At 59.2% G+C, this 24,060-nt stretch carries 22 protein-coding genes, 1 tRNA gene and 1 other RNA gene; 15 read left to right on the top strand and 9 right to left on the bottom strand.

Annotated elements, in window-relative coordinates:
* Positions 1 to 83: 83 nt before the first annotated feature.
* Positions 84 to 1,772: a putative bifunctional diguanylate cyclase/phosphodiesterase gene (locus GOB81_RS05595; protein WP_173569391.1), complete on the bottom strand. Its 1,689-nt coding sequence runs from the start codon at positions 1,770 to 1,772 to the stop codon at positions 84 to 86.
* Between the two features lie 719 nt (positions 1,773 to 2,491).
* A tRNA-Ser gene (locus GOB81_RS05590) sits at positions 2,492 to 2,581 on the bottom strand.
* 394 nt (positions 2,582 to 2,975) lie between these two features.
* Between GOB81_RS05590 and GOB81_RS05585 the strand changes: the two genes are divergently transcribed.
* The 3 genes from GOB81_RS05585 to GOB81_RS05575 are packed head-to-tail and all read left to right on the top strand — an operon-like array spanning position 2,976 to position 5,042.
* The gene (locus GOB81_RS05585) at positions 2,976 to 3,185 is read left to right on the top strand and encodes a helix-turn-helix domain-containing protein (protein WP_338421314.1); all 210 of its coding nucleotides are present in this window, start codon (positions 2,976 to 2,978) and stop codon (positions 3,183 to 3,185) included.
* A gap of 13 nt (positions 3,186 to 3,198) precedes the next feature.
* Positions 3,199 to 4,620: a hypothetical protein gene (locus tag GOB81_RS05580; protein ID WP_173569390.1), complete on the top strand. Its 1,422-nt coding sequence runs from the start codon at positions 3,199 to 3,201 to the stop codon at positions 4,618 to 4,620.
* Between the two features lie 11 nt (positions 4,621 to 4,631).
* The gene (locus GOB81_RS05575) at positions 4,632 to 5,042 is read left to right on the top strand and encodes a hypothetical protein (protein ID WP_173569389.1); all 411 of its coding nucleotides are present in this window, start codon (positions 4,632 to 4,634) and stop codon (positions 5,040 to 5,042) included.
* 50 nt (positions 5,043 to 5,092) lie between these two features.
* Here GOB81_RS05575 and folB read toward each other — a convergent pair whose 3' ends face one another.
* The 6 genes from folB to ffs all read right to left on the bottom strand — a co-directional run bounded on the left by folB (position 5,093) and on the right by ffs (position 9,475).
* A complete protein-coding gene (gene folB, locus GOB81_RS05570) occupies positions 5,093 to 5,503 on the bottom strand; it encodes a dihydroneopterin aldolase (protein WP_173569388.1) in 411 nt (136 codons plus the stop codon).
* Positions 5,504 to 5,506: 3 nt separating this feature from the next.
* Positions 5,507 to 6,322 (bottom strand): SDR family oxidoreductase, encoded by an 816-nt coding sequence (locus GOB81_RS05565; protein ID WP_173569387.1) that lies wholly within the window; start codon positions 6,320 to 6,322, stop codon positions 5,507 to 5,509.
* A gap of 11 nt (positions 6,323 to 6,333) precedes the next feature.
* Positions 6,334 to 6,927 (bottom strand): recombination mediator RecR, encoded by a 594-nt coding sequence (recR, locus tag GOB81_RS05560; protein ID WP_173569386.1) that lies wholly within the window; start codon positions 6,925 to 6,927, stop codon positions 6,334 to 6,336.
* 26 nt (positions 6,928 to 6,953) lie between these two features.
* Positions 6,954 to 7,277 carry a YbaB/EbfC family nucleoid-associated protein gene (locus GOB81_RS05555; protein WP_173569385.1) on the bottom strand — a complete coding sequence of 108 codons (324 nt, stop codon included), beginning with the start codon at positions 7,275 to 7,277 and terminating at the stop codon, positions 6,954 to 6,956.
* A 62-nt stretch (positions 7,278 to 7,339) separates the two neighbouring features.
* Positions 7,340 to 9,286: a DNA polymerase III subunit gamma/tau gene (locus GOB81_RS05550; protein WP_173569384.1), complete on the bottom strand. Its 1,947-nt coding sequence runs from the start codon at positions 9,284 to 9,286 to the stop codon at positions 7,340 to 7,342.
* Positions 9,287 to 9,380: 94 nt separating this feature from the next.
* An RNA gene (ffs, locus tag GOB81_RS05545) (signal recognition particle sRNA small type) lies at positions 9,381 to 9,475 on the bottom strand.
* 298 nt (positions 9,476 to 9,773) lie between these two features.
* Between ffs and clpA the strand changes: the two genes are divergently transcribed.
* The 11 genes from clpA (at position 9,774) to GOB81_RS05490 (ending at position 21,810) form a co-directional block, all read left to right on the top strand.
* A complete protein-coding gene (clpA, locus tag GOB81_RS05540) occupies positions 9,774 to 12,128 on the top strand; it encodes an ATP-dependent Clp protease ATP-binding subunit ClpA (protein ID WP_173569383.1) in 2,355 nt (784 codons plus the stop codon).
* Positions 12,129 to 12,233: 105 nt separating this feature from the next.
* Positions 12,234 to 13,037 carry a type I methionyl aminopeptidase gene (map, locus tag GOB81_RS05535; RefSeq protein WP_173569382.1) on the top strand — a complete coding sequence of 268 codons (804 nt, stop codon included), beginning with the start codon at positions 12,234 to 12,236 and terminating at the stop codon, positions 13,035 to 13,037.
* 33 nt (positions 13,038 to 13,070) lie between these two features.
* Entirely contained in the window at positions 13,071 to 14,924 is a 1,854-nt protein-coding gene (gene ggt / locus GOB81_RS05530; RefSeq protein ID WP_173569381.1) for a gamma-glutamyltransferase, read from the top strand.
* A 140-nt stretch (positions 14,925 to 15,064) separates the two neighbouring features.
* Positions 15,065 to 16,306: an argininosuccinate synthase gene (locus tag GOB81_RS05525; protein ID WP_173569380.1), complete on the top strand. Its 1,242-nt coding sequence runs from the start codon at positions 15,065 to 15,067 to the stop codon at positions 16,304 to 16,306.
* Between the two features lie 95 nt (positions 16,307 to 16,401).
* The gene (locus GOB81_RS05520) at positions 16,402 to 16,851 is read left to right on the top strand and encodes an FKBP-type peptidyl-prolyl cis-trans isomerase (RefSeq protein WP_242010091.1); all 450 of its coding nucleotides are present in this window, start codon (positions 16,402 to 16,404) and stop codon (positions 16,849 to 16,851) included.
* 486 nt (positions 16,852 to 17,337) lie between these two features.
* On the top strand, positions 17,338 to 17,793 hold the full coding sequence (locus tag GOB81_RS05515) for a c-type cytochrome (RefSeq protein WP_173569379.1): 456 nt from the start codon (positions 17,338 to 17,340) through the stop codon (positions 17,791 to 17,793).
* A 41-nt stretch (positions 17,794 to 17,834) separates the two neighbouring features.
* A complete protein-coding gene (gene trpS, locus GOB81_RS05510) occupies positions 17,835 to 18,830 on the top strand; it encodes a tryptophan--tRNA ligase (RefSeq protein WP_173569378.1) in 996 nt (331 codons plus the stop codon).
* Positions 18,831 to 18,867: 37 nt separating this feature from the next.
* The gene (locus GOB81_RS05505) at positions 18,868 to 19,365 is read left to right on the top strand and encodes a CinA family protein (RefSeq protein WP_173569523.1); all 498 of its coding nucleotides are present in this window, start codon (positions 18,868 to 18,870) and stop codon (positions 19,363 to 19,365) included.
* Positions 19,366 to 19,445: 80 nt separating this feature from the next.
* Positions 19,446 to 20,042, top strand: a complete 597-nt coding sequence (hslV, locus tag GOB81_RS05500; RefSeq protein ID WP_173569377.1) for an ATP-dependent protease subunit HslV — start codon at positions 19,446 to 19,448, stop codon at positions 20,040 to 20,042.
* Complete coding sequence (gene hslU / locus GOB81_RS05495) at positions 20,039 to 21,352, top strand: ATP-dependent protease ATPase subunit HslU (RefSeq protein WP_173569376.1); 1,314 nt, start codon at positions 20,039 to 20,041, stop codon at positions 21,350 to 21,352. Before hslV ends, hslU begins: the two co-directional genes overlap by 4 nt.
* Positions 21,352 to 21,810 carry a SufE family protein gene (locus tag GOB81_RS05490; protein WP_173569375.1) on the top strand — a complete coding sequence of 153 codons (459 nt, stop codon included), beginning with the start codon at positions 21,352 to 21,354 and terminating at the stop codon, positions 21,808 to 21,810. Before hslU ends, GOB81_RS05490 begins: the two co-directional genes overlap by 1 nt.
* A 59-nt stretch (positions 21,811 to 21,869) precedes the next feature.
* On the opposite strand, the gene pdxR is transcribed toward GOB81_RS05490, so the two are convergent.
* Positions 21,870 to 23,297, bottom strand: a complete 1,428-nt coding sequence (pdxR, locus tag GOB81_RS05485) for a MocR-like pyridoxine biosynthesis transcription factor PdxR (protein WP_173569374.1) — start codon at positions 23,295 to 23,297, stop codon at positions 21,870 to 21,872.
* A gap of 76 nt (positions 23,298 to 23,373) precedes the next feature.
* Here pdxR and GOB81_RS05480 point away from each other — a divergent pair, with 76 nt between their 5' ends.
* Positions 23,374 to 24,015, top strand: a complete 642-nt coding sequence (locus GOB81_RS05480; RefSeq protein ID WP_173569373.1) for a pyridoxamine 5'-phosphate oxidase family protein — start codon at positions 23,374 to 23,376, stop codon at positions 24,013 to 24,015.
* Positions 24,016 to 24,060 lie beyond the last annotated feature (45 nt).

The raw sequence follows: 24,060 nt of genomic DNA, 5'->3' as shown, positions 1-24,060 counted from the left end.
CGCGCTCGATCCTGACCAATACGATGGTCAGGAGATGATCCAGAGCACCGTGCCTTTTGTGATCATGAGATGTGCGAAGTGGATCAGCTCTTCTGTTGTTTAAGACGAAGGGCACGGTTGATCGCCTCGACCCGTGGGGCATCCCTCTCGCTTGGTCCCGGTTTCCTGATGAGGTATCCCTGTATCTCTGAACAGCCTTCCTCGGTCACACGGGCAAGATGCTCCTGGGTTTCGACTCCTTCCGCCACAGTGGTGACACCCAGACGCCGACCCAGATCAGCAATAGCTTTGACCACGGCTGCACAATCCGGTCGTGTCACCGCATCGCGGACGAACGATCCATCAATCTTGATTTTGTCGAACGGGTAAGCGCGCAGGTGCGCCAGAGAAGAATAGCCGGTGCCGAAATCATCAAGGGCGATACGGACACCCAGAGCGCGTAGTTTCCCGAAATCCTCAATGACGCCCTGATCGCTGCCAAGCAAAGCGGTTTCCGTAACCTCGATCTCCAGTCGATCAGGGCGAAGGCCGGTTTCCTCAAGTGCTTCACGCACAGAATCGACCAGCATTCCGCCGCCGAACTGCGCGGCCGAGATATTTACGGCAACACGCTCTTCATCTTCCCATGTCGTCGCATCCGCACAGGCCCGATGGAGAATGAACCGCCCAAGAGGCTCAATCAGTCCACTTTCTTCAGCAACGGGGATGAACTCGGCCGGAGAAATCCAGCCCCGATCCGGATGGTACCAGCGGACCAGTGCCTCCCGCGCCGTCACCCGGCGTGTCTGGATCTCGACAATCGGCTGATAGAAAACAAACAGATCCTCCATGGTCTGGAGCGTCGCACGAAGGTCCGCCTTGAGATGCTCCCGATCCCGGATGCGTTCTCCCATGGCGGGCTCGAATACGGTGAACTTGCCTTTTCCTGCATATTTCGCGGCGTATAGTGCGATATCGGCGCGGGACAGGAGCTGTTCGACGGTTCTGCCATGAGCGGGCGAATAGGCGATCCCGATAGACGTCCCAATCTGCATATTGGCATGATCCCCGAAACTGTAAGGGGTGCCAATCGCGGCTACCAGATTTGCAGCAAGAGTTTCCGCACGTTCCGCGTTATCGTCATGCAGGATCACGGCAAACTCGTCACCCCCGATCCTGCCGATTTTCATGTCGGGGTGGTCGCATGCGTTTCGCAGACGGTCCGCGACCATTTTAAGAAGCGTATCCCCGACCCCATGACCGCGTGTGTCGTTGATAGTCTTGAAACCATCGAGATCGAGGAAAAAAATGGCCATGCGGTGATCAGGCTTTTCCAGCCCCGCTTCGATCCATTCCTGAAACGTGTTGCGGTTCGCCAGTCCCGTCAATGTGTCGTATTGCGCCAGACGGAGGATCCGTTCTTCGGCTGCCACTTCCCGCGTCACGATCGCCCATGTCAGCATGGGGCCGAGAAAACTTCCATCATCAGCCGTAATGGCGGTCACGGTCAGATCGAGCGATTCAGGACCGAGGCGGATTCTGGCGCTATGAGGCAGATTGGCCGGATCCGAGATAAGCCCCCGCTGATGTGTCGGATGCCTGTGGAAGACGTCGATTGAGGAGCCGACGAGTTGATCCGCGCTGATGGGCAACAGATGTTCGATCTGCCTGATCAGATTCTTGGAGGTCTCGTTCGCATAGGTAATGGCGAAACTGTCCGGATCGACTGTCATGACAGCAACCGGCATGTTGTCGATCATGCGAAGCAGACGAGATTCAACGTGCGCTTCCATTTAATACATCACCCTTCAACTCTCGGGCTAAAGGGGATTCCCTGCGTCTGAACGGCCCACGAGGCTTCATGCGAAACAGTCTGTTCGCAAAAGATGGTTTCCAAATATCGGTCGATCTGCATATCGAGACTCGTACTTTCTCCGCTCTGCCCGCGACACGCGGCGGCCGAAACAAAAACAGAAAACCATCCTGCTCCTGCCTGCATCCCGATATGTACAAAGTCTTCTTTCTCATTACTTAACGATATTGAAGAAATTCTTTACTTTTGAAAAAAACATGAATGATCCGGCCATTTTAGAAATAATATAGTCTTTGATGCTGTCGTGAAATTTTCATTCCAAACTGAAAATCCACGCACTGTTCGAGGCCCCATTTTTCTGGGCAAATATTTCTTTTGCGCCATCACCAGCCGCTTTAGACGGCCAAAAACGATACTTCAGGCTAAGAGTGGAGTTCCTTCCGCAACCGGTCGCATCAGAACTTACTGCCTCTCTTCATTACGGGCAGAAAGCACCATTCGCTGACTACTTACAGTGGCGATCACATGGCTTGGCAGGTTTGATCTTCAATTCATCAGCCGCGCATTCACCGCTGAGAGCCTGTTTTCCTGTCTGCATAGTGCCCACAGATTCATGGGAAGAGGCGGAAAATCAGAGACTACAGACTGGCCGAAACTCAAGGCAAGCTGGCGTTTCCGGAAATGCAGGGAATCAGGATTTGGCGGAAGGGGTGGGATTCGAACCCACGGTACGGTTACCCGTACGCCAGTTTTCAAGACTGGAGCCTTCAACCACTCGGCCACCCTTCCTCAGCGAATCAGCGCTTCGCTTCTCGCAGGCTTATGCGGCAAAAAACCTACCAAAGCAATAACCTGTTCTCAGCTCTCTATCCTATTGCAATCACTTAATTATTTTGATCAGAAAAGAATGATGGAGAACAATACATCCGGCAATCCTGGTTGACAGGAAGATGATTCCCTCCATCCATAATGCAATAAATACTCAATATTAATACTTATCATAAGATAAAAAACACGATCAATACTGACAATAAACCAATTAACTGTCTCCAGAAAAGGGTGCAACGCGCCCGATAAGCCCGAACACTCACCGGATTTTTTGCGTGGCACGAACAATTAGGGACAATGCATATGTCCTTCAGGTTCGCCAGCATATGTGCGTGTCCGGAAAAGGATTTTGAAAGTGAAAAACATCAAACAAACAGATATTAAATTCATCAACATTGCCAAAGCCTGCACAATTTATGGAATCGGCCGAACATATTGCTACAGACTTCTTTCAGAGGGACACATAAAGGCAAAAAAACTCGGCGGAAGAACTCTCATATCAGCTGAATCTCTCAACCAGTATTTCAACACCCTGCCTGATTACAAGTCGGGGACGGCTATCTGAGGAGGACACGCTCATGGATCGCGTGATCGTTTATCCCGCACAGGTCATCGCCGACACGGATACCCTCATCGCTGAGCGCAACACGGAACGCGCCATTGGACAGGCTATCGCCATGACCATGGGTGGCCCCGGACCGTTCGCCAGCGGCCTGGGCGCAACCTGTTCCGGCTCCGATCTGGTCATCAATGTCGCAAGCGGACAGATCAATGAAGGAGCGGTGGCCGACTCAGCCGCTTACGGCTCTCTTGCCGCTGACAGCACCGTCATCATACGGCAATACACGGCTGCCGCCACCAGTTTCACCCTGACGTCGTCCACCGCAGCACAGACCTATTATATTTACGCCACGGTTGCTCTGACCGACACGGGCACGACGATGCTGCGCTATCTTGATGCGTCCGACACCACGCACACACTTTCCGGCGTCACGGATACGGGAACGACCCAGCCGACGGAACGAACCGCCGTCGCCACTATTGCCATCTCCACCAGCGCGCCTCCGGCCAGCGCGATCGCTCTCTGGAGCATCACTCTGCCAGCCAACGCGACAGCTGTGACCCAGTCGATGATCTCGCTGGACAACAGCAACCTTTTCTATCCGAAAATTCCAGCTCTCGCGCCGAAGGATTCCCCCACATTCACCGGCTCTCCCACGGCGCCCACGCCGGCATCCGGAGATTCTTCGACCCTTCTCGCCACCACAGCCTTCGTGACGAACTGGTCCGCAGCCAACCTGCTCCAGTGTGACACTTATGAAGGGCCGACTGCCACGGCGGGCGGCTATTCCGTCATCCAGCTTTCCATGCAGTCCCGTACCAAGTTCGCCATCATCGAGTTGTCCGGCGGCGGCGGCGGCGGCGGCGGCGCTCCCACCTGCAGTTCAACACAGGGTGGCACGGGCGGCGGCGGCGGGGCTGGCGGTTACTGCCGCTTCCGGGTGGATGTTTCCCAGCTGCAATGGCCGGTAACGGCAACGCTTGGCCCCGGCGGACGCGGCGGTCAGTCAGCTTCGACCGCCATGACCGGCAATGCCGGTGGCTCTGCTGCGTTCGGCAGCATGGTTGTGGTGACCGGAGGCTTCGGCGGCCTGGTGGCGCAGGGCGGTGGTGTCGCGATCATCGGAGGGGCCGGGGCTGGTGGTTCCGCGCAGGTCACCAGCACAACCGGCATCACGGTCCTGAACAGCGGAACCGGGCAGAGCGGCTTTTCCGGCCATGTCTCCGGTGTCTCGGAAAATTACTTCTTCGGTTATGGCGGCGCAGGCGGTGGCCGTCCGCCCTATTACGCGGGAGGCTGGGAATCCGGCTCCGGCGAAACGGGCAAACCCGGAGATCCCGGTGGTGGTGGCTCAGGTTCCTGCGTCGCGCCCAGTGGGACCTACATGAACGGCGGCGATGGTGGTCCTTCGTGGATGACCGTCACGCAATATGGATAAAGGCATTTGATATGAGTTATTTTTTTGAAGGTTGGGCCGGTCTGCTTCTTCCCGGCTGGACGGAGTTGTCCGTGGCAGGGTACGCCCGTGTGCCCATCAATTTCATGGCCCTGGGTGGCGGCAGCGAAACACGTCCCGACGTGGATCTCGTCTTTCCGGCTCCGCAGGCAGCTTATCCCGTGTGTGCGGGCATCGGACTTTTCACCGCAGACAGCGGCTCCGATGGCCCCATCGTGTACTGGCAGTTCTCTCACTGGGAATATACCAGCCGCATCGCATCGGTGCTGGTGCCGACACCGGAAGTCACGCTTCTGCTTGACCGCACCCAGACATGGCAGAATGGAGCCTCCATCGGCCATACGGCGGCAGGGGGCACCGTCTATGTTGGACAGGATGTCACCCTGATCGACGGGCGCGACTGAGAACTTCCGTCACGCCGGGAGGCACATCACCCCCGGCGTGACAGCCTCATTCAGCAACTCGCCTGCTGCGATGACCACCGCTCGATCTCGACGCCGACGGAATCCATGTCGGAAAAAATATCGAGTTTCTCGACCATGATACGCACGACGCGTACCCGGCGATCCTTCATCACTTCCATGGCGATGCGTTCCGCCAGCGTTTCCACCAACTGTGTGTGAGTCTCGGTCGCCAGACGACGAATGGTCACCACGGCCGTCTCATAAGAGACGGTACGGCTCAGATCATCCACGCCCGCGACCAGTTCCCGACTGTCATCCACACCGAACGACACATTGATGCGGATACGCTGCGTCACACCCTGCTCGTGCGGAAAAACGCCGATATAGGCGTCAACAATCATATCCTTGATGAACAGCCGTCGCAGGGATCTGTCCGCAGGCCATGGCGCCAGAATTGTCATCGCCTATTCTTCCACCGCGTTTCCGGAAGCCGGAGGGGAGTAATACCACTGAAGATGCTGCGCGCCATCCAGCGCCAGCATCTGGCCGGTCACGGACGGCAGCATCAGAAAGGCCAGTAATGCCCGCGACACTTCCTGTGGCGATGTCCCGCGACCCAGCGGAACAGCCTCGCACTGACGCCGGAACTGCTCGTCCGTCTGCCGTGTGCTAGGCAGCGCTGGCCCTGGACCAATGGCATTCACGCGAATCTTCTTTGGCGCGAGAGCGAGCGCCATGGTCTGCGTCAGGGTCCAGAGCGCCGATTTCGACACCGTATAGCTGACGAAATGCGGCGTCAGGGACCAGACCCGCTCATCCAGCATGTTCAGCACCATCCCTTCCTGACCAGTCGGCAGGAGACGGGCAAATTCCTGTATCAGCACATAAGGAGCCCGCAGATTGGGCTCCATATGTTCGTCCCAGCTTGTGCGCGTGACGGTATTCCACTCATCCCGGTCAAAGGTGGAAGCGTTGTTCACCAGCACTCCCACGGGGCCTCCAAGCTGCTCGGCCGCCTTTCCGATCAGGCCGGTGACTTCCTGCTCATGCGCAAGATCGGCTTTCAACAGGCAGCATTTCTGCCCTAACGCCTCGATCTCCTGCCGGAGTGCGTGCGCGGCCTCATCCCCGGAACGATAATGCACGGCCACTGAAAAACCCGCTTCAGCCAGAGCAAGAGCCATCGCCCGCCCCAGACGCTGGGCCGCCCCGGTCACAAGCGCAGCACGCGGAATGTCCGCACTGATCAGGGTTCCTGCCAGCGTGGCCTCGGCGCTCATTCCCGTCCCCTTCACAGCAGACGCCGGGAACTGACGGCAGCGGCCAGTGTTCCGTCATCCAGCACATCCAGCGCGCCTCCCATCGGCACGCCCTGAGCAACACGGGTGACAATGACGCCGAAAGGCATGATCCGTTCCTGCAGCCAGTACATGGTCGTCGCCCCTTCCACAGTTGCGCCAAGCGCCAGAATGACTTCCTTCACGGAACCATCCTTCAGGCGTTCGAACAGAGAGGCGACGTTCAGATCCTCCGGCCCTACACCTCGCAACGCGGACAGAACGCCGCCGAGCACCTGATAGACTCCGCGATGCGCCCCTGCCCGCTCGAGCGCCCAGAGATCGCTGACATTTTCCACGACACAGACAACGTCATGGAGGCGGTCCGGATCGGAGCAGATGCGGCAGGGATCACTCACATCAAGGTTACCGCAGAACGAGCAGGTCTTGACGGACAGCGCGGCACTTTCCATCGCCCGGGCAAGCGGCAGCATCCTGCGCTGCGGGTCTCGCAGAAGCGCAAGAGCCACGCGCCGAGCCGAGCGCGGACCCAGTCCGGGCAGGCGCGCTATCAGCCCGATCAGATGATCGATGTCGGCAACAGCCATGTGGCGACGACCGGAGGACGAACCGCTCAGAATGGCAGCTTCAGTCCCGGCGGAAGATTCAGGCCGCCAGTCACCTTGCTCATTTCTTCCGACGCCCGCTGATCCAGACGTGTCTTCGCATCCACACAGGCTGCGACGATCAGATCCTGCAACAGTTCCATTTCGGACGCATCGGCGAGCTTCGGGTCAATCCGGATGGACTTCATATCGCCCTTCCCGCTCATCGTCACCTGAACCATGCCTGCACCGGAACTGCCCTCGATCTCGATTTTCTCGAGACTGGCCTGCATCTCTTCCATCTTGCTCTGCATCTGCGATGCCTGCTTCATCAGTCCGGCGAGATTTTTCATGTCCGTGTCCTTCCATCGCACGGGAGCAGCAAGCCGCTCTCCGTATTCTTACGTCACATTCTTCAGTCGTGTTCTTCGAGGTCGATATGCTCCGGGTCAAGCCCTATCACCGGAGATCCAAGTTCCTCAGGCGGCAGTTCGTAGTGGTCATCAAAAGTGTGATCACGCACATCGCCCAGTTCCGCATCCGGAAAAGCACCGAGAATGGCCTGCACCAGAGGATGAGTGGCTGAGCGCCGGTTATGGAACTGGATGATCTCCGCGCTCTGTTCCGCCAGCGTCAGCTCACCCTCTGCCTCCGAAGCCCTTACGATCCATTCCGCACCCAGATGCGCCCGCAGGAGATCCTGCAAACGTTTCACCACATCTCCGGGCGCGTCCCGGTCCACCCTGACCTCCACCAGATAAGGGGCGAAGCTCACAAGATGGGTCGAATGACGCAGATGACCATGCAGGCTCGCCTCCCGGCAATCCTTCACAAAGGCCACCAGTTCCCGCCAGCTTCGGGGGGCTTGCGGACCGGACGGGGCCGCCGCACGAGCAAGTGGAATCGGCTCGGGTGCAGGATTGTCCCGCTCCCACCGTTCATTCGCGACTTTACGGCGACCGCCATCATCGGGAGATGCCATCATCACAGGAGGAGCCCGGTCCGGACCACCCGTGCCTGCTGCTGCCTGTGCTCCGCTGCTACCTGACGGAGCAGCTCTCTCTTTTTCCATTCGTTTCAGCAGGTCTTCAGGGGATGGCATCGTGGACGCATGACAGAGCCGGATCAGCACCATTTCAGAGGCTTCCCGCCTTAGTGGAGCGTCATCGACTTCCGAAATGCCCTTCAGAAGCATCTGCCAGAGACGTGAAAGCGTCGACAGCGAGAGCGTTCCTGCGAAACCAGCCCCACGCGTCCGCTCCATCTCGGGCAGTTCAACCGTGTCTTCCAGCCCCTTCACCGTCTTGAGGCGTGTGACTGTGTGAGTCAGTTCCGCAAGATCCCGCAGCATCAGACCCGGATCGTTACCCCGGTCATACATGGAGTCGGACAGACCGATCGCTGCCGTCACATCCCCACGCATCAGCATCTCGAACAGATCGAAAACCGCGGCACGGTCCGACAGGCCAAGCATGGCGGCGACACCGGCTTCCGTAACGCTCTCGTCACCCGCTCCCTGCGCGATCGCCTGATCCAGCAGGGAAAGACCATCACGGACGGACCCGTCCGCAGCGCGGGCAATGAGTTTCAGCCCTTCCTGTTCGGCGGAGACATGCTCTTTTTCGACGATTTTCGTGAAGAACGTCAGCAGTTCGGACTGGGAAACGCGCCGGAGATCGAAGCGCTGGCAGCGGGACAGCACCGTGATCGGCACTTTCCGCAACTCAGTCGTCGCAAAGATGAACGTCACCTGTGGCGGCGGCTCTTCCAGCGTTTTCAGGAGCGCGTTGAAAGCATTGCGCGACAGCATATGCACTTCATCGACGATGAAGACCTTCATCCGCCCCTGAATCGGACGGAAGTGACAGGCCTCGATGATCTCGCGCACATCATCCACACCCGTACGGGAGGCGGCGTCCATCTCCAGCACGTCGGGATGGCGGTCAGCAAGAATCGCCACGCAGTTCGGACACACACCACAGGGATCGGCCGTCGCCTCCCCCATCCCGTCCGGTCCCGTGCAGTTCAGACCGCGAGCGATGATTCGCGCCGTGGTCGTCTTGCCCACCCCGCGCACGCCGGTGAGCATGAAGGCATGGGCGACACGGCCAACAGCGAAGGCATTGCGGAGCGTGCGGACGAGGGCGTCCTGCCCGATCAGTTCATCAAGTTTCGCGGGGCGATATTTGCGGGCGAGAACGCGGTAACCGGCGCCGGTCGATTTCGGCAGCGCCGCAGGTGCAGCAGCTTTCCCGGGATTCGGAGGAACCAGGGCGGAAGGCTGCTCCTCGCCAAAAAACCCACCTCCGTCCGCTGGCGGCAACGGGAGATCGTCTTCTGCCTCTGTATCGATGTCTGGCATGGTTTCCGGCAAATATCCGCTGACGGCCCGTGGGGCGTGTGAAGAAGGCTCTTCTGCCTTCCTAGCGAATCTGTCCGTCTTGTTCAAAGGTAAGGTGAGAGACCCGCGACAACCCGAGCGAAACTTACTGCGGCTGCTTCCTTCCGGATCTGACCGGGTTGGCAAGGTGCCCGTCCGCCACGGATCTCCCGTCGCGACAGATACCATAGCTCCCGCCGGGACGCAAAGAGGGTTTCACACAAGCCACATTCGCCGCCCACGGCGCGATTCCCGGTCCTAACGGCTTTTAAACTTCATCCTGCCAGTCTGCCGAAATTCCCAATTTCCGGACACTCTTCGGCAATGCAAATGACAAGGTCATGAAAATTTTTCCGCAGCGTCCCGTGTTATGGCTGGCATTTCTTCAGGAACAGCCCAAATATGATGACAGGGATGCGTCCCTGCGGCGTGACCGTATGCGCCATGCGGCGAAAGGAGTGTCTTAATCATGTTGTCACGCAATCTCGAACAGACGTTGCACCGGGCACTGACGCTGGCGGGTGAGCGGCATCATGAATACGCCACGCTGGAACATCTTCTGATCGCCCTGATCGACGATCCGGATGCGGTCACTGTTTTCCGTGCCTGCGGCGTCGATCTGGACAAGCTCCGGGGTGATCTGACGGAATTCCTGGACAAGGATCTCGCTGGCCTCACGTCCGAGCGCCCTACCGAGCCCAAGCCAACAGCGGCGTTCCAGCGCGTAATCCAGCGTGCCGCGATCCATGTGCAGTCCACCGGCCGCGATGAAGTCACGGGCGCGAATGTGCTCGTCGCTCTTTTCGCCGAACGTGAAAGCCACGCCGTCTACTTCCTGCAGTTGCAGGATATGACGCGCCTCGACGCGGTGAATTTCATTTCTCATGGCATCGCCAAGGCTCCGGATCGTTCCGTTCGGCGCAGCGCCAACGGCACCCCGTCTTCCTCCGCCGAGAAAGAGGAAAGCGAACGCGAGGAAAAAGGGCGCGGCGCCGCGAAAACCGGCGAGGCTCTCAATACCTACTGCGTGGACCTGAACAAGAAGGCGGCGGACGGCAAGATCGACTCTCTTATCGGCCGTGAAGCCGAAGTCGAGCGCACGATCCAGATCCTGTGCCGCCGCACGAAGAACAATCCCCTCTATGTGGGTGATCCGGGCGTAGGCAAAACCGCCATCGCCGAAGGTCTGGCCAAGCGCATCGTCGAAGGAGACGTTCCGGAAGTCCTTCTCAACGCCACCATCTTCTCCCTCGACATGGGCACGCTGCTGGCTGGCACACGTTATCGCGGTGACTTCGAGGAGCGACTGAAGGCGGTCGTGACCGATCTGGAGCAGAACCCCGGCGGTATCCTCTTCATCGACGAGATCCACACCGTCATCGGTGCCGGTGCGACGTCCGGTGGAGCAATGGATGCGTCCAACCTGCTCAAGCCCGCGCTGGCCGCAGGCACGCTGCGCTGCATCGGCTCGACGACCTACAAGGAGTTCCGTCAGCACTTCGAGAAGGATCGGGCGCTTGTTCGTCGCTTCCAGAAGATCGACGTCGAGGAGCCAAACCTGGATGACGCGGTGAAAATCCTGCGTGGTCTCAAGACGAATTACGAGAAGCACCACAAGGTCCGCTACACGGATGACGCTATCCGCGCCGCCGTGGAACTCTCGGTGAAATACATCCATGACCGGAAACTGCCGGACAAGGCCATCGACATCATCGACGAGGCCGGTGCCTCCCGCATGCTGCTGCCGGAAAGCAAGCGTCGGAAGACCATTACCCTGAAGGACGTGGAAGACGTGATCGCCAAGATCGCGCGCATCCCGGCCAAGACGGTCTCTGCCGACGACAAGGAAGTGCTCCGCGCGCTGGAGCGCGACCTGAAGAACATGGTCTTCGGTCAGAACAAGGCCATCGAGACTCTGGCAGATGCCATCAAGCTCGCCCGTGCGGGCCTGCGGGAGCCGGAGAAGCCGATCGGCAACTACCTATTCTCCGGCCCCACCGGCGTCGGCAAGACGGAAGTGGCTCGACAGCTTGCCAGCACACTCGGCATCGAACTGATTCGCTTCGACATGTCCGAATATATGGAGCGCCACTCCGTTTCCCGCCTGCTCGGCGCGCCTCCGGGTTATGTCGGGTTCGATCAGGGTGGCCTGCTGACGGATGCCGTCGATCAGCATCCGCACGCGGTCCTACTGCTCGATGAAATTGAAAAGGCCCACCCCGACCTCTTCAACGTGTTGCTGCAGGTCATGGATCATGGCCAACTGACGGATCACAACGGCAAGACGGTCGATTTCCGCAACGTCATTCTCATCATGACGACCAACGCGGGAGCCGCCGATCTCAACAAGGAAGCCATCGGCTTCGGTCGCGACAGTCGCGAAGGCGAGGATGAGGAAGCGATCAAACGCCTCTTCACACCTGAATTCCGCAACCGTCTGGATGCCATCATTCCGTTCGGCAACCTCCAGCCGGAGACCGTCGGACGCGTCGTGGAGAAGTTCGTGCTCCAGCTGGAAGCCCAGCTGGCGGACCGCAACGTCACGATCGAGATGTCTTCCGCCGCGAAGGAATGGCTGGCCGAACGTGGTTACGACCGCCTCTATGGCGCACGCCCGCTGGGTCGCGTCATTCAGGATGCCATCAAGAGACCGCTGTCCGAGGAACTCCTGTTCGGTCGCCTGACCAAGGGCGGCGCGGTCAAGATTTCCGTCAAGGATGGAGAGCTTTCCTTCGAATATCTGGCGAACTCAGCCCCCGCTCCTGTGGCTGAAGCACCGGAGGAAGGTGAGGAAAAAGCGGACTCGGACGGCCTTTCCTCCTGAGAAAAAGAACGACCCCGTCTGTAAGGACGGGGTCGCCCGCCTTGCACCATCACGCCAGAAGAGGCATGGTTCCGGCCTAAACGGCGCGATATATGAGGGGAGATAATGGAGGGTAAATCAGCACGGCACGGGATCGTTCTGCACTCGGAAGCAGACTTTCAGGGTCTCCGTGCGGCAGGCAAACTGGCTGCCGAAACACTCGATATGATCACCGACCATGTGCGTCCCGGCGTCACGACCGGTGAGCTCGACACGATCATTCATGAGTTTACTCTCAGGAACAATGCCACTCCGGCGACCCTCGGCTACAAGGGTTATCCGAAGTCCAGCTGTATTTCGATCAACCACGTTGTCTGTCACGGCATTCCGGGAGAACGGGTACTGTTGGATGGTGACATCCTGAACATCGACGTCACCTGCATTCTCGATGGCTGGTTCGGCGATACGAGCCGCATGTACATCGCGGGAAAGGCCCCTATCAAGGCCGAAAAGCTGATCGATGTGACCTATGACTGCATGATGGCCGGCATCGAACAGGTCCGTCCCGGTGCTACGCTCGGTGACATCGGACACGCCATCCAGACTCTGGCGGAAAAGCAGCGCTTCTCGGTGGTGCGTGATTTCTGCGGCCACGGTATCGGTCGCACCTTCCACGCTGAACCGCATATTCTTCATTACGGCGAGCCGGGTGAAGGCATGAAGTTGCAGGCAGGGATGGTTTTCACCATCGAACCGATGATCAACATCGGCAAGCCGGATGTGAAAATCCTTGATGATGGATGGACAGCTGTCACACGTGACCGCTCCCTGACAGCCCAGTTCGAGCATATGCTCGGCGTCACGGAAGACGGGTATGAGATCTTCACCCTTTCCCCGAAAGGCTACACCCGGCCGCCTTATGGCGCATAAGAGCGACCACCCAACGCTGTGACAGGACACGAGATGACCGGACGGAAGAAAATCCTGTGGCCTTCCCTTCGGGCCGTCTCGACTGTCACGTGCGCTTTTACATTTCTGGTGGTTTCCGGGCCGTTACAGGCCCGAGGTCCGGAAGCGGTTGTCGGTGTGCCGGACCCGCTCGCTTATAATGCCGCCACGGGCGGGGCAGCCTCCCCCCTTGCTCCCGTGCGGGGTCGTCACGGGATGGTTGTCTCCGCACAGCATCTTGCTTCCGAAGTCGGTGCAAAAATTCTGGCGGATGGTGGCAATGCAGCCGACGCAGCGGTCGCTGTCGGATATGCACTCGCGGTCGTTTACCCCGCTGCGGGAAATATTGGCGGCGGCGGTTTCATGGTGCTGCGTCCTCCGCATCAGCAGGCTGTGTTCCTCGACTTCCGCGAAAAAGCTCCCCTCGCATCTACGGCAACGATGTTTCAGGATGCGCAGGGTAACGTCATTCCCTCTCTTTCCACCGCTGGCTGGAAAGCGGTCGGCATTCCTGGCACGCCGGCTGGACTGGAACTTGTCCGTGAGCGGTGGGGACGTCTGACCCGGCAACAGTTGCTGTCGCCCGCCATCCGTCTGGCACGCGAGGGATTCGTCGTGGAAGAGGGAGACGTTGCTCTCCTGCGTCCCTTTGAAGCCGAGTTCCGCGCAGATCCCATTCTTAAGAAAATCTTCCTCCGACCGGATGGACAGTCACTTCAACCGGGTGACCGGCTGACCCAGAAAGATCTGGCCGACACGCTGTCCAAAATCGCACAGCATGGACCGGATGTTTTCTACCGGGGGGAAATTGCCCGTAAAGTGGTCGATGCCAGCCGAGAGCATGGCGGCATCCTGCAAATGGCGGATTTCGAGCGCTACAGACCGCGCGTTCTTCCTCCCCTCGCCTGTTCCTATCGCGGATATCGGATCGACACGGCTCCTCCTCCCAGTGGCGGCGGCATCGCTCTGTGCGAAATGCTGATGATCCTGTCCGGCTATGATCTTGGTGCGGAAGGATTGCATACCGCCACGCCGCTCCGGCAGGAAATCGAGGCCATGCGCCACGCCTATTCAGACAGGCGAGACCTCGGGGATCCTGCGTTCGTCACCAATCCGATCGACCATCTGCTCGACCCTGCCTACGCTGTGCAGATCCGTGCCGCGCTGCCTGCTTCAGGGGCGCTCAGTTCGGATGATCTTACGGCGGGGACACCCGTTCCACGGAAACCGGCCTCTCTGCCGACCCTTTCCAGGACAGGCGAAAAACCTGAAACGACACAATATTCCATCATGGATTCGTCCGGGTTCGCTGTCTCGACGACCTACACCCTCAATGGCTGGTTTGGTGCGCGGGTGATGGCTCCGGGGACGGGCTTTTTCCTCAATGACGAGATGGATGATTTTTCGGCCAAGCCGGGTGTGCCCAACATGTTCGGAATCGTTGGGAGTCAGGCGAATGCGGTACAGCCCGGCAAGACTCCTCTCTCATCCATGGCACCCACCATCGTCTCGAAAGACGGCAATACGGTCATGGTGATCGGCAGCCCCGGCGGTTCGCGCATTCCCACCATTGTTCTGTCGGTCCTCACCGGGGTGATCGATTATCACCTCAATATTCAGCAGGCCATTGATCTGCCGCGCATCCATGAGCAGTGGGAGCCTTCAACAGTCGAGATCGAAGCTGGCGCCGTGGATGCCACCGTCGCGAAAACGCTGGCGCAGCAAGGTTATGTGCTGCACGAACATGCAGCGTGGGGCATACCGGAAGGCATCGTCACCGGTGCGCTCGCGCCGTCCCGTGCCGAGCGCAGCATTCTGTTCGGCGGTGTTGACCGGCGTCATCCGGGTGGCGCGGCGGTCGGAGAATAAACCTGAGCATTCAGGAGTGTGTTTTTGCCTTGGGGCTAGTGCAACCAAAACGTGGATGCTACTGAGCGCCGTTGAACTGCGCGGACTCTGTCCGTATTCTTCACAATTCAGGACCACCGCAGATACCGGAGAGAATTGACATGGCCCCGGCCGACGCCAACCGACGCATCAAAAAGGTCGTTCTGGCCTATTCAGGCGGCCTCGATACCTCAGTCATCCTGCGGTGGCTCCAGACCACGTATGGTTGCGAGGTCGTGACCTTCACCGCCGATCTTGGTCAGGGCGAGGAACTGGAACCCGCCCGCAAGAAAGCCGAGATGTTCGGCGTGAAGGAAATCTTCGTCGAGGATCTGCGCGAGACCTTCGTGAAGGATTTCGTGTTCCCGATGTTCCGCGCGAACACGCTATACGAGGGCCAGTACCTCCTTGGCACGTCCATTGCGCGTCCGCTGATCGCTCAGCGCCAGATCGAGATCGCCGAACAGGTCGGGGCGGATGCCGTGGCGCATGGCGCGACCGGCAAGGGCAACGATCAGGTCCGCTTCGAGCTGGCCTATTATGCACTGAAGCCGGACATTCAGGTGATCGCTCCCTGGCGCGAGTGGGATCTGACGTCCCGCACCCGTCTGCTGGCTTTCGCGGAAGAGCACCAGATTCCGGTGACCCGCGACAAACGTGGTGAAGCGCCCTTCTCCGTCGATGCGAATCTTCTGCACTCGTCCTCTGAAGGCAAGATCCTCGAAGATCCCGCCGTTGGTCCGGAAGAAATCGTCTTCCAGCGGACGATTGCTCCTGAAGATGCACCGGATGTCGCGACTGAAATCACCATTGATTTCGTCTCAGGGGATCCCGTCGCGATCAACGGCGAAGCCATGTCGCCAGCGACTTTGCTGACCAAGCTGAATGAACTCGGCAAAACCAACGGTATCGGCCGTCTCGACCTCGTCGAGAACCGTTTTGTCGGCATGAAGTCGCGCGGCATCTACGAAACGCCGGGCGGCACGATCCTACTGACCGCTCATCGCAGCATTGAGTCCATCACGCTCGACCGCGAGGCCATGCACCTCAAGGACAGCCTGATGCCGAAATACGCGGAGATCCTTTATAACGGCTTCTGGTTCTCGCCCGAGCGCCGGATGCTTCAGGCCCTGATCGACGCGTCCCAGCACTCCGTCAGCGGTCGCGTGCGGCTGAAGCTCTACAAAGGCAACGTGATCTGCGTCGGACGCGAGAGCCCGAACAGCCTGTATGACACCCGGGTCGTCACCTTCGAGGACGATGAGGGCGCCTACAACCAGCAGGATGCTCAGGGCTTCATCAAGCTCAATGCGCTGCGGCTGCGGCTCGGCGGACAGATCGGACGTCGCGGAGGGGCGCTCTGACGCGCCTTCGTGTCCAGTCCGGGCGACAGCAATCAGCAACGGTTTCCGAGGGGTTTACTGTGCGTTCTTCACTGACTTCTATTCGTCTTTCCGGCCTGCTTCTGGGCGGCCTGCTCTGCCTTCCGATCGCCGGTTGCGGTCACGACGACCCGGAGCCGACGCCAGAAGAAATCATGAAGAAGGAAATCGCCGAGCCGGGCGTAAAAGTTCTGCCGGACGGACTTGCCTACAAGGTTCTCACTTCTGGCCCGAAGGATGGTCCGTCACCCCGCAAGGGTGACAACATGATGATCATTTATGAGGGCCGCCTGCCGGATGGCTCGATCTTTGACAGCTCGGACCAGCATGGTCAGGGCGCTTACATGCGCATGCCGCTTGACGGGCTCGTGCCGGGGTGGATGGAAGCCCTGCCAATGATGCATGTCGGCGATACATGGACGCTCTATGTCCCCGCCAAGCTGGGTTATGGCAGCAGGGAAATGGGTATCATCCCTTCCAACAGTCCGCTGATCTTCAAGATCCAGCTCCTGGGCGTCGAGCACTAAGAATAAGATCTGTCGAAAAGGCCGGGGCTCCCCGGCCTTTTTTCTGGCTTCTGTCCAGCCCAGTCTGATTTTTTCAGGCTTTCTTCTTTATGCTTTTCTTCCTTGCCGCCGGGTCTGGAAACATGGCCTTGCAGGCAGGGCTAAGCTGGTCCCGCTTTGACTGAAGGCACGCAGCAATCTTTTTCTCATTCGGGATGGAGAATGTGCACAGCTTCAGTGCGTCTCCCTTACAGGCGGCCGTCTGCTGTGCGCGGGTCGCTGCGGAAGCGGGTGACGACGTAAGAGTGAGGGTGAACAGGCCGAGGGTAGCCGCCGCCAGGAGGAAAGGTTTTTTGCATCGAGCGAAAATCGCCACTGACATGGTCCTTTTGCAGTATAACCCGCCACAGCAAGCCCTAGGGGGTATCCGTAACGGACGGTAACGTTAACAGCGTTATGTATAGTCCAACATCCACCCATTCAGAGAGTTTTTACTGACATTCCGCCATGCGCAAAAAATTGATCCCGCTCGCTGCGGTTCTGCTCCTCGCCACAGGCTGCTCCAAACATAAAAGCCCGCATCTTCTCTACGGTTCCAATTGTGGCATCTGCCATCATGGCGGAGACGGGATGGCAGGGGCCGTGCCGCCACTCACCGGCAGGATCGACCGTATCGCCAGCACGGCGGAAGGACGCACCTATCTGGCTGCAGTCCTCATGAACGGCGTCAGCGGCCCCATCAAGGCGAACGGGCAGCGTTATCAGGCTGAAATGCCGCCCTTCCGTTATCTGACCGATCAGGAGGTGGCCGATATCCTCTCGTGGCTGTCCGAACGAGGCGGGACACAACCTTCCCCCCGGATCAGCCCCCAGGAGATCGCAACCGCCAGAGCACACCGGATTTCCGCCGGCGACGTGGCCGTCATGCGCGATAAACTCGACCAGCAGCATCCTCTCCCATAAGACGACTTGACCGACCGCATCAAGAAACAGAGAAAGCAGGCATGACACGCGTATTTTCAGGCATTCAGCCGACCGGTATCCCTCATCTTGGTAATTATCTCGGGGCAATCCGTAACTGGGTGGCCTTGCAGGCGGATCATGAGTGCATTTTCTGCCTGGTCGATCTGCACGCGCTCACCGTGTGGCAGAACCCTGCCGACCTGAGAGAACAGACCCGCCAGCAGACCGCCGTACTTCTCGCCTCCGGCATCGACCCGGCGAAGCACATCCTGTTCAACCAGTCCGCTGTCAGCGCCCACACCCGACTGGGCTGGATCTTCAACTGCGTCTCACGGCTCGGCTGGCTGAACCGCATGACCCAGTTCAAGGACAAGGCCGGAAAGGACCGCGAAAATCACTCAGCGGGTCTTTATGTCTATCCAAACCTGATGGCGGCCGACATTCTGGCTTACAAGGCGGTCCGCGTGCCGGTGGGTGACGACCAGCGCCAGCATATCGAACTCGCCAACGACATCGCCAAGAAATTCAACCACGATTACGGGGTCGAGTTCTTCACCGAAATCGAGGCGTTCGTGCCCCCGCAGGCGGCACGTGTGATGAGCCTGCGCGATGGCTCCAAGAAAATGTCCAAATCGGATGCGTCGGCACAGAGTCGCATCGATATGACGGACGATGCCGACACAATCTCACTCAAGATCCGTCGGGCCAAGACGGATGCGGAACCCCTGCCCTCTTCCCTTGAGGGACTGGAAGAACGACCGGAAGCCCGCAACCTCGTCGGCCTCTATGCCGTCCTGGCCGGTCTCACACCGGAACAGGTTCTGACACAGCATGGCGGCGAGGGATTCGGCCCGTTCAAGCAGGCGCTGACCGACGTGATGGTGGCCCATATCGAGCCCATCGCGCAGGAAACCAGGCGTCTGCTCGAAGATGTGCCGCACCTCGAAAGCGTGCTGCGCGACGGCGCAGTGCGTGCATCCGCGATTGCGGATCCGATCGTGAGTGAAGTTGAACGCCTTGTCGGTTTTCTGAAATAAGATTCAGCCGGAGATTTCCTGCCGGGGAGACGTGATGATGACGGATGTCCTGCCTGATCCTGTGCTCTCAAAAGCCCGAACTGTTCTTGATGTCCTGAAAACGGCAGAGCTGATGGTCGTCACGGCAGAAAGCTGCACAGGGGGGTTGGTTGCGGGTGCCCTGACGCATCATCCCGGCTCCTCCTCAGCCGTTGCAGGTGGCTTCGTCACCTATTCCAACTCGATGAAACAGACCTGCCTCGGGGTGCCGGCAGACTTCTTCCCTCGGTGGGGCGCTGTCAGCGAACAGGTGGCGCAGGCCATGGTGGAGGGCGCGCTGGCTCACGCTCGGGAAGCCGATATCGCCGTCTCCCTGACCGGCATTGCGGGACCGGACGGTGGGAGCGCCACAAAACCGGTCGGTCTCGTCTGGTTCGGGGTACAACGCCGGGGGCGGCAGGCTCTCACGCAAGAGCGCGTCTTTACGGGAAACCGCACATCCGTCCGGGCTCAGGCTGTATTGCACGCACTGGAAATGGTGCAGGCCGCCGTGTGAGAAGGGGGATATCCACATCCCGGCCGAGGCCATTCGCTCCCCTCTTGAGATCGCTCCCAAAAAGCCTATCTCTGTGAACCATGAACACACATCAGACTTCGCCCCACGATCCCGTCGGCTGGCATGGCACCACCATCCTCTGTGTCCGGCGCGATGGAGAGGTCGCCATGGCCGGTGACGGACAGGTGACGCTCGGCCAGACCGTCATCAAGGGCAATGCCCGCAAGGTCCGCCGCATTGGTCCGAAAAAGCAGATCCTCGCCGGGTTTGCTGGCGCGACAGCGGATGCTTTTACGCTCCTAGAACGGCTGGAAGCCAAACTCGACCGGTTCCCCAACCAGCTTGAGCGCGCCTGTGTCGAACTGGCGAAGGACTGGCGCACGGACCGCTATCTGCGTCGTCTCGAGGCCATGCTGATCGTGGCTGACCGGGAAGGCTCCTACACGGTCACGGGTAACGGCGATGTTCTGTCGCCGGAAGATGGGATCATCGCCATCGGCTCGGGCGGCAATTACGCACTTTCCGCAGCCCGCGCCCTTCTGCCCATTGAAGGACTGACCGCCAGCGAAATCGCCAAGCGCGCGATGCGTATCGCGGGAGACATCTGCGTTTATACCAACCACTCGGTCACGCTCGAAACCCTGACCGCAGAAGACGGAAAGGCCGCGCAGTCATGACCATCAACCATTTTTCCCCCGCCGAAACCGTCACCGAACTCGACCGCTATGTCATCGGGCAGACGGATGCCAAACGTGCTGTCGCCATCGCGCTGCGCAACCGCTGGCGTCGCGCGCAGTTGCCCGAAGGCCTGCGCGAAGAGGTGGTGCCGAAGAACATCCTGATGATTGGCCCGACCGGTTGCGGCAAGACCGAGATTGCACGGCGTCTTGCCAAGCTGGCGCAGGCTCCGTTCATCAAGATCGAGGCGACCAAATTCACCGAGGTCGGCTATGTCGGTCGGGACGTGGAAAGCATCATCCGCGATCTGGTGGAAAACGCCATTGTCCTGCTGCGTGAACAGCGCCGCAAGGATGTGCGGCCCCGCGCCGAGGAAGCCGCCGAGGAACGCCTCGTCTCGATCCTCGCAGGGGAAGCTTCATCCGCCGACACGCGCTCGCATTTCCGCAAACTGCTGCGCAGCGGGTCTCTTGATGACAAGGAAATCGAGATCGCCGTCACACCAGATCCGGCCAGCCAGAACAGCGGTGATGTGCCGGGCATGATGCCGGGTGGTCCCATGAATTTCGGCGACATGATGAAGAATATCATGGGCCGTGCGCCGCAGACACGCCGCCTCACGGTCGCTGCCGCCCGCGAGCAGATCGTTCGCGAGGAAGCCGACAAGCTGCTCGATAACGATGCGCTCAATCGTGACGCCGTGCAGCATGTGCAGGACAACGGCATCGTGTTCCTCGACGAGATCGACAAGGTTTGCGCGCGGTCTTCCGAAGGATTCCGTGGCGCGGATGTGTCGCGCGAGGGTGTGCAGCGCGATCTGCTACCGCTGATCGAAGGCACCACCGTTTCAACGAAATATGGCTTCGTGAAAACGGATCATATCCTCTTCATTGCGTCCGGTGCCTTCCATCTCGCCAAACCGTCCGATCTGCTGCCCGAGCTTCAGGGGCGCCTGCCCATTCGCGTGGAATTGCAGCCGCTCAGTCGCGAGGATCTGCGTCGTATCCTGACGGAACCGGAACACTCCCTATGCAAGCAGTATGTTTCGCTGATCGGCACCGAAGGCGTCACCCTGCATTTCACGGATGATGCAATCGACGCGCTCGCCGAACTGGCAGCAGACGTCAATGAGCGCGTCGAGAATATCGGTGCACGCCGCCTCGCCACGGTCATGGAGAAACTGCTGGAGGAAGTGTCCTTCACGGCTTCCGAGCATCCGGGCGAAACCATTACCGTCGATGCAAACCTCGTTCAGGAGCGCGTCGCCCCTCTTGCCCACCAGGGCGATCTCAGCCGGTTCATTCTCTGATGCTCAATACCTGTTTCGTTCGTCCTGAAGACGAGACGGCCGCCGACGCGATCGAAACCATAGGAGATGAACTCACCCTGTTCGATGACTGGATGGACCGCTACCAGTACATCATCGAACTGGGGCGCAAGCTGCCTCCCTTCCCCAAGGAATGGGAGGACGACGCTCATCGCGTGCCGGGTTGCCAGAGTCAGGTCTGGCTTGAGGCACAGGTTGACGGTGACGGAAAGATGTATTTCGCGGGCACATCGGACGCCGCCATCGTGATGGGTCTCGTTGCACTGCTCCTGCGGGTCTATTCCGGTCGTACGCCCGATGAGATCATTGCCACCGATCCTTCTTTCCTCAGCGACCTCGGGTTGGTGCAGGCGCTTTCCACCAATCGTGGCAATGGGGTCGAGGCGATGGCGCGAGCCATCCGCTCCGCCGCCGCACAGGAAAATGCGAAAGAGTCCTGATTAATTCAAGGACGTTTCGGGTCGATCAAACTCCGGTCGACCCGAAACACTCAGATCTGTCAACACAGAATTTCATCCAGAGTCGAGCAGAACCGGTTGACGCTTTCCTCCGTGGCATCAGCAAAACCCATGACAAGCCCTTCCATTTTCTCAGCAAGACAAAGGGCCGACAGGCGGGCTGGTCGAAACCCCTTCTGTCCCAGTTCGGTCATCACCCTGGACTCAAAACCGCTTTTCCTGAACCGCACGGCAAGCTGTACGCCTCCGTCAGGCTGCCGGACCTCGACCGTTTCACGACACGCCAAAGCCTGAAACAGCGCATTGCCGCGCATTTCATAGGTTTTGGCGATGCGTCGTAACTGGGCACGATAAAGGCCGGATCGCATCATCTCCGCCAGCGCCAGTTGCGTATGGAGATTCGCCATCATGCCGAAATTGCGCAGCGCCGCCCGCAATGGTTTCACAAGTGGCCGTGGCACCGCCATCCACCCGATCCGCAGAGCGGGCAGCAACGTTTTTGCCGCAGATCCAAGATAGATGACTTCCCCACCACGGGCATACGCCGCCATGGCCGCAATCTCCCGTCCCCGCCACAGGAATTCACTGTCATAATCGTCTTCCAGAATCAGTGCGCCCGTGCGCCGCGCCTGCTCCAGAATCTGCATTCTTCTTGAAAAAGAAAGGCGCGAACCCAGCGGATACTGATTTGAGGGTGTGACATAGACAACGCGCGCATCATCCGGAATGAAGGCTGGCACGATCCCGTCCTCATCAACGGGAACAGGCGCAAGTTTAAGGCCAGCGCCAAGAAAAGCCGTGCGGGCACCAAGATGCGCCGGGTCCTCCAGCGCAGCCGTGTCTCCCGGATCGGTCATGACCTGCGCAATCAGGGTCAAAGAAGCCTGTGTTCCCGTCGTGATCAGGATCTGTTCAGGAGAAACATGCACGCCACGATCAGCATAAAGACGCTCCGCCACAACCTCCCTGAGCGCCGAAATACCGAACGGGTTTTCATAGGCTGCCAGACTTCCGTGACGCTGGCGTGTCACGCGACGCAGGATGCGGCCCCATTCATCGGACGGAAACAGGGCTTCATCGGGCACACCCGGTCCCATCGTTCCGGTTGCCACGGCATAACTCCCGGCCCTGACATCCTCGGACAAAAGGCAGCCTCGTTCGGAAATCCTGCGTTCAGGTAAAAGTTCTTTCCCGGCTTCAACGATCTTTGGGACGATAATCTCGGCGGCGGTACCCGGTCGCATCCGCAACACACCTTCTGCCCGCAGAAGGTCGTAAGCCGTATTGACGGTGCTGCGCGACACCCCGAGCGTTTCGGCGGCCTTGCGGCTGGAGGGCAGCTTCATGCCGGCGGAAATGCTGCCCGCACGGATAGCCGCCAGCAGATTTCGATAAATGCGTACGGGGAGAGCATCCAGCGATGCCGGATCAGGGCGAATGAAGGCCGGAAGGAAAACTGGTCTGGTCATATTATCCTGAACTGGATCTCGCTCCGGTCCAGTTGAACCTCTACCAACGAGGAAAATCAACCTCGAAGGAAGCATCATGCGTCCCGATTATGCCCGCGCCCGACAGCAGAAACGTGTGCACTATGATGAAGAAACCATCCACGACATTCTTGATACAGGGCTGATGGGCCATGTCGGCTTTAGTGCCGATGACCGGCCGATGGTCATCCCCATGGCCTATGCGCGCGTCGGAAGTACGATCTACCTGCATGGTGCGTCCAAAACCCGCATCGCCCGGCTTGATGGCGTTCCCATGTGCCTGACGGTCACGCATCTGACCGGAATCGTGGCGGCGCGTTCGGCCTTCCATCACTCGGTGAATTACCGGTCCGCCGTCGTACATGGCACTGCGCGTCATGTTGATGGAGAGGAGTTCGATACGGCGCTGAACGCCATCACCGAGCACCTTCTTCCGGGACGGATTGCGGAAGTGCGGGCGATGTCCGCTCTGGAACGCAAGGCGACAGGTGTGGTCGCACTCGACATTGAGCACGCGAGTGCAAAGATCCGCACCGGTCCTCCCGTAGACGATGAAGACGATCTGGACCTTGGCCTGTGGGCTGGCGTCATCCCCATCACGACGGCGCTCGGGACAGGCGTGCAGGATGCCCATACACCAGCCGAGGTGGGAGCGCCGCCATCCGTCACGGCGGCGAGAAGAAAATTTGCAGGGGGATGAATCACCGCCGGCTCCTGTCATTTCCCGCCGTCACCGGGTTTCGAT

Origin of the sequence: Acetobacter conturbans (assembly GCF_011516755.1) — a bacterium.
Taxonomy (GTDB): domain Bacteria; phylum Pseudomonadota; class Alphaproteobacteria; order Acetobacterales; family Acetobacteraceae; genus Acetobacter; species Acetobacter conturbans.
This window is presented reverse-complemented; position numbering and strand designations above follow the sequence as displayed.

Excerpts from the sequence above, each read along its gene's own strand:
- GOB81_RS05595 (WP_173569391.1), bottom strand. The coding sequence starts at position 1,772 with ATGGAAGCGCACGTTGAATCTCGTCTGCTTCGCATGATCGACAACATG.
- GOB81_RS05580 (WP_173569390.1), top strand. The coding sequence starts at position 3,199 with ATGGATCGCGTGATCGTTTATCCCGCACAGGTCATCGCCGACACGGAT.
- GOB81_RS05575 (WP_173569389.1), top strand. The coding sequence starts at position 4,632 with ATGAGTTATTTTTTTGAAGGTTGGGCCGGTCTGCTTCTTCCCGGCTGG.
- folB (WP_173569388.1), bottom strand. The coding sequence starts at position 5,503 with ATGACAATTCTGGCGCCATGGCCTGCGGACAGATCCCTGCGACGGCTG.
- GOB81_RS05565 (WP_173569387.1), bottom strand. The coding sequence starts at position 6,322 with ATGAGCGCCGAGGCCACGCTGGCAGGAACCCTGATCAGTGCGGACATT.
- recR (WP_173569386.1), bottom strand. The coding sequence starts at position 6,927 with ATGGCTGTTGCCGACATCGATCATCTGATCGGGCTGATAGCGCGCCTG.
- GOB81_RS05555 (WP_173569385.1), bottom strand. The coding sequence starts at position 7,277 with ATGAAAAATCTCGCCGGACTGATGAAGCAGGCATCGCAGATGCAGAGC.
- GOB81_RS05550 (WP_173569384.1), bottom strand. The coding sequence starts at position 9,286 with ATGCCAGACATCGATACAGAGGCAGAAGACGATCTCCCGTTGCCGCCA.
- clpA (WP_173569383.1), top strand. The coding sequence starts at position 9,774 with ATGTTGTCACGCAATCTCGAACAGACGTTGCACCGGGCACTGACGCTG.
- map (WP_173569382.1), top strand. The coding sequence starts at position 12,234 with ATGGAGGGTAAATCAGCACGGCACGGGATCGTTCTGCACTCGGAAGCA.
- ggt (WP_173569381.1), top strand. The coding sequence starts at position 13,071 with ATGACCGGACGGAAGAAAATCCTGTGGCCTTCCCTTCGGGCCGTCTCG.
- GOB81_RS05525 (WP_173569380.1), top strand. The coding sequence starts at position 15,065 with ATGGCCCCGGCCGACGCCAACCGACGCATCAAAAAGGTCGTTCTGGCC.
- GOB81_RS05515 (WP_173569379.1), top strand. The coding sequence starts at position 17,338 with ATGCGCAAAAAATTGATCCCGCTCGCTGCGGTTCTGCTCCTCGCCACA.
- trpS (WP_173569378.1), top strand. The coding sequence starts at position 17,835 with ATGACACGCGTATTTTCAGGCATTCAGCCGACCGGTATCCCTCATCTT.
- GOB81_RS05505 (WP_173569523.1), top strand. The coding sequence starts at position 18,868 with ATGACGGATGTCCTGCCTGATCCTGTGCTCTCAAAAGCCCGAACTGTT.
- hslV (WP_173569377.1), top strand. The coding sequence starts at position 19,446 with ATGAACACACATCAGACTTCGCCCCACGATCCCGTCGGCTGGCATGGC.
- hslU (WP_173569376.1), top strand. The coding sequence starts at position 20,039 with ATGACCATCAACCATTTTTCCCCCGCCGAAACCGTCACCGAACTCGAC.
- GOB81_RS05490 (WP_173569375.1), top strand. The coding sequence starts at position 21,352 with ATGCTCAATACCTGTTTCGTTCGTCCTGAAGACGAGACGGCCGCCGAC.
- pdxR (WP_173569374.1), bottom strand. The coding sequence starts at position 23,297 with ATGACCAGACCAGTTTTCCTTCCGGCCTTCATTCGCCCTGATCCGGCA.
- GOB81_RS05480 (WP_173569373.1), top strand. The coding sequence starts at position 23,374 with ATGCGTCCCGATTATGCCCGCGCCCGACAGCAGAAACGTGTGCACTAT.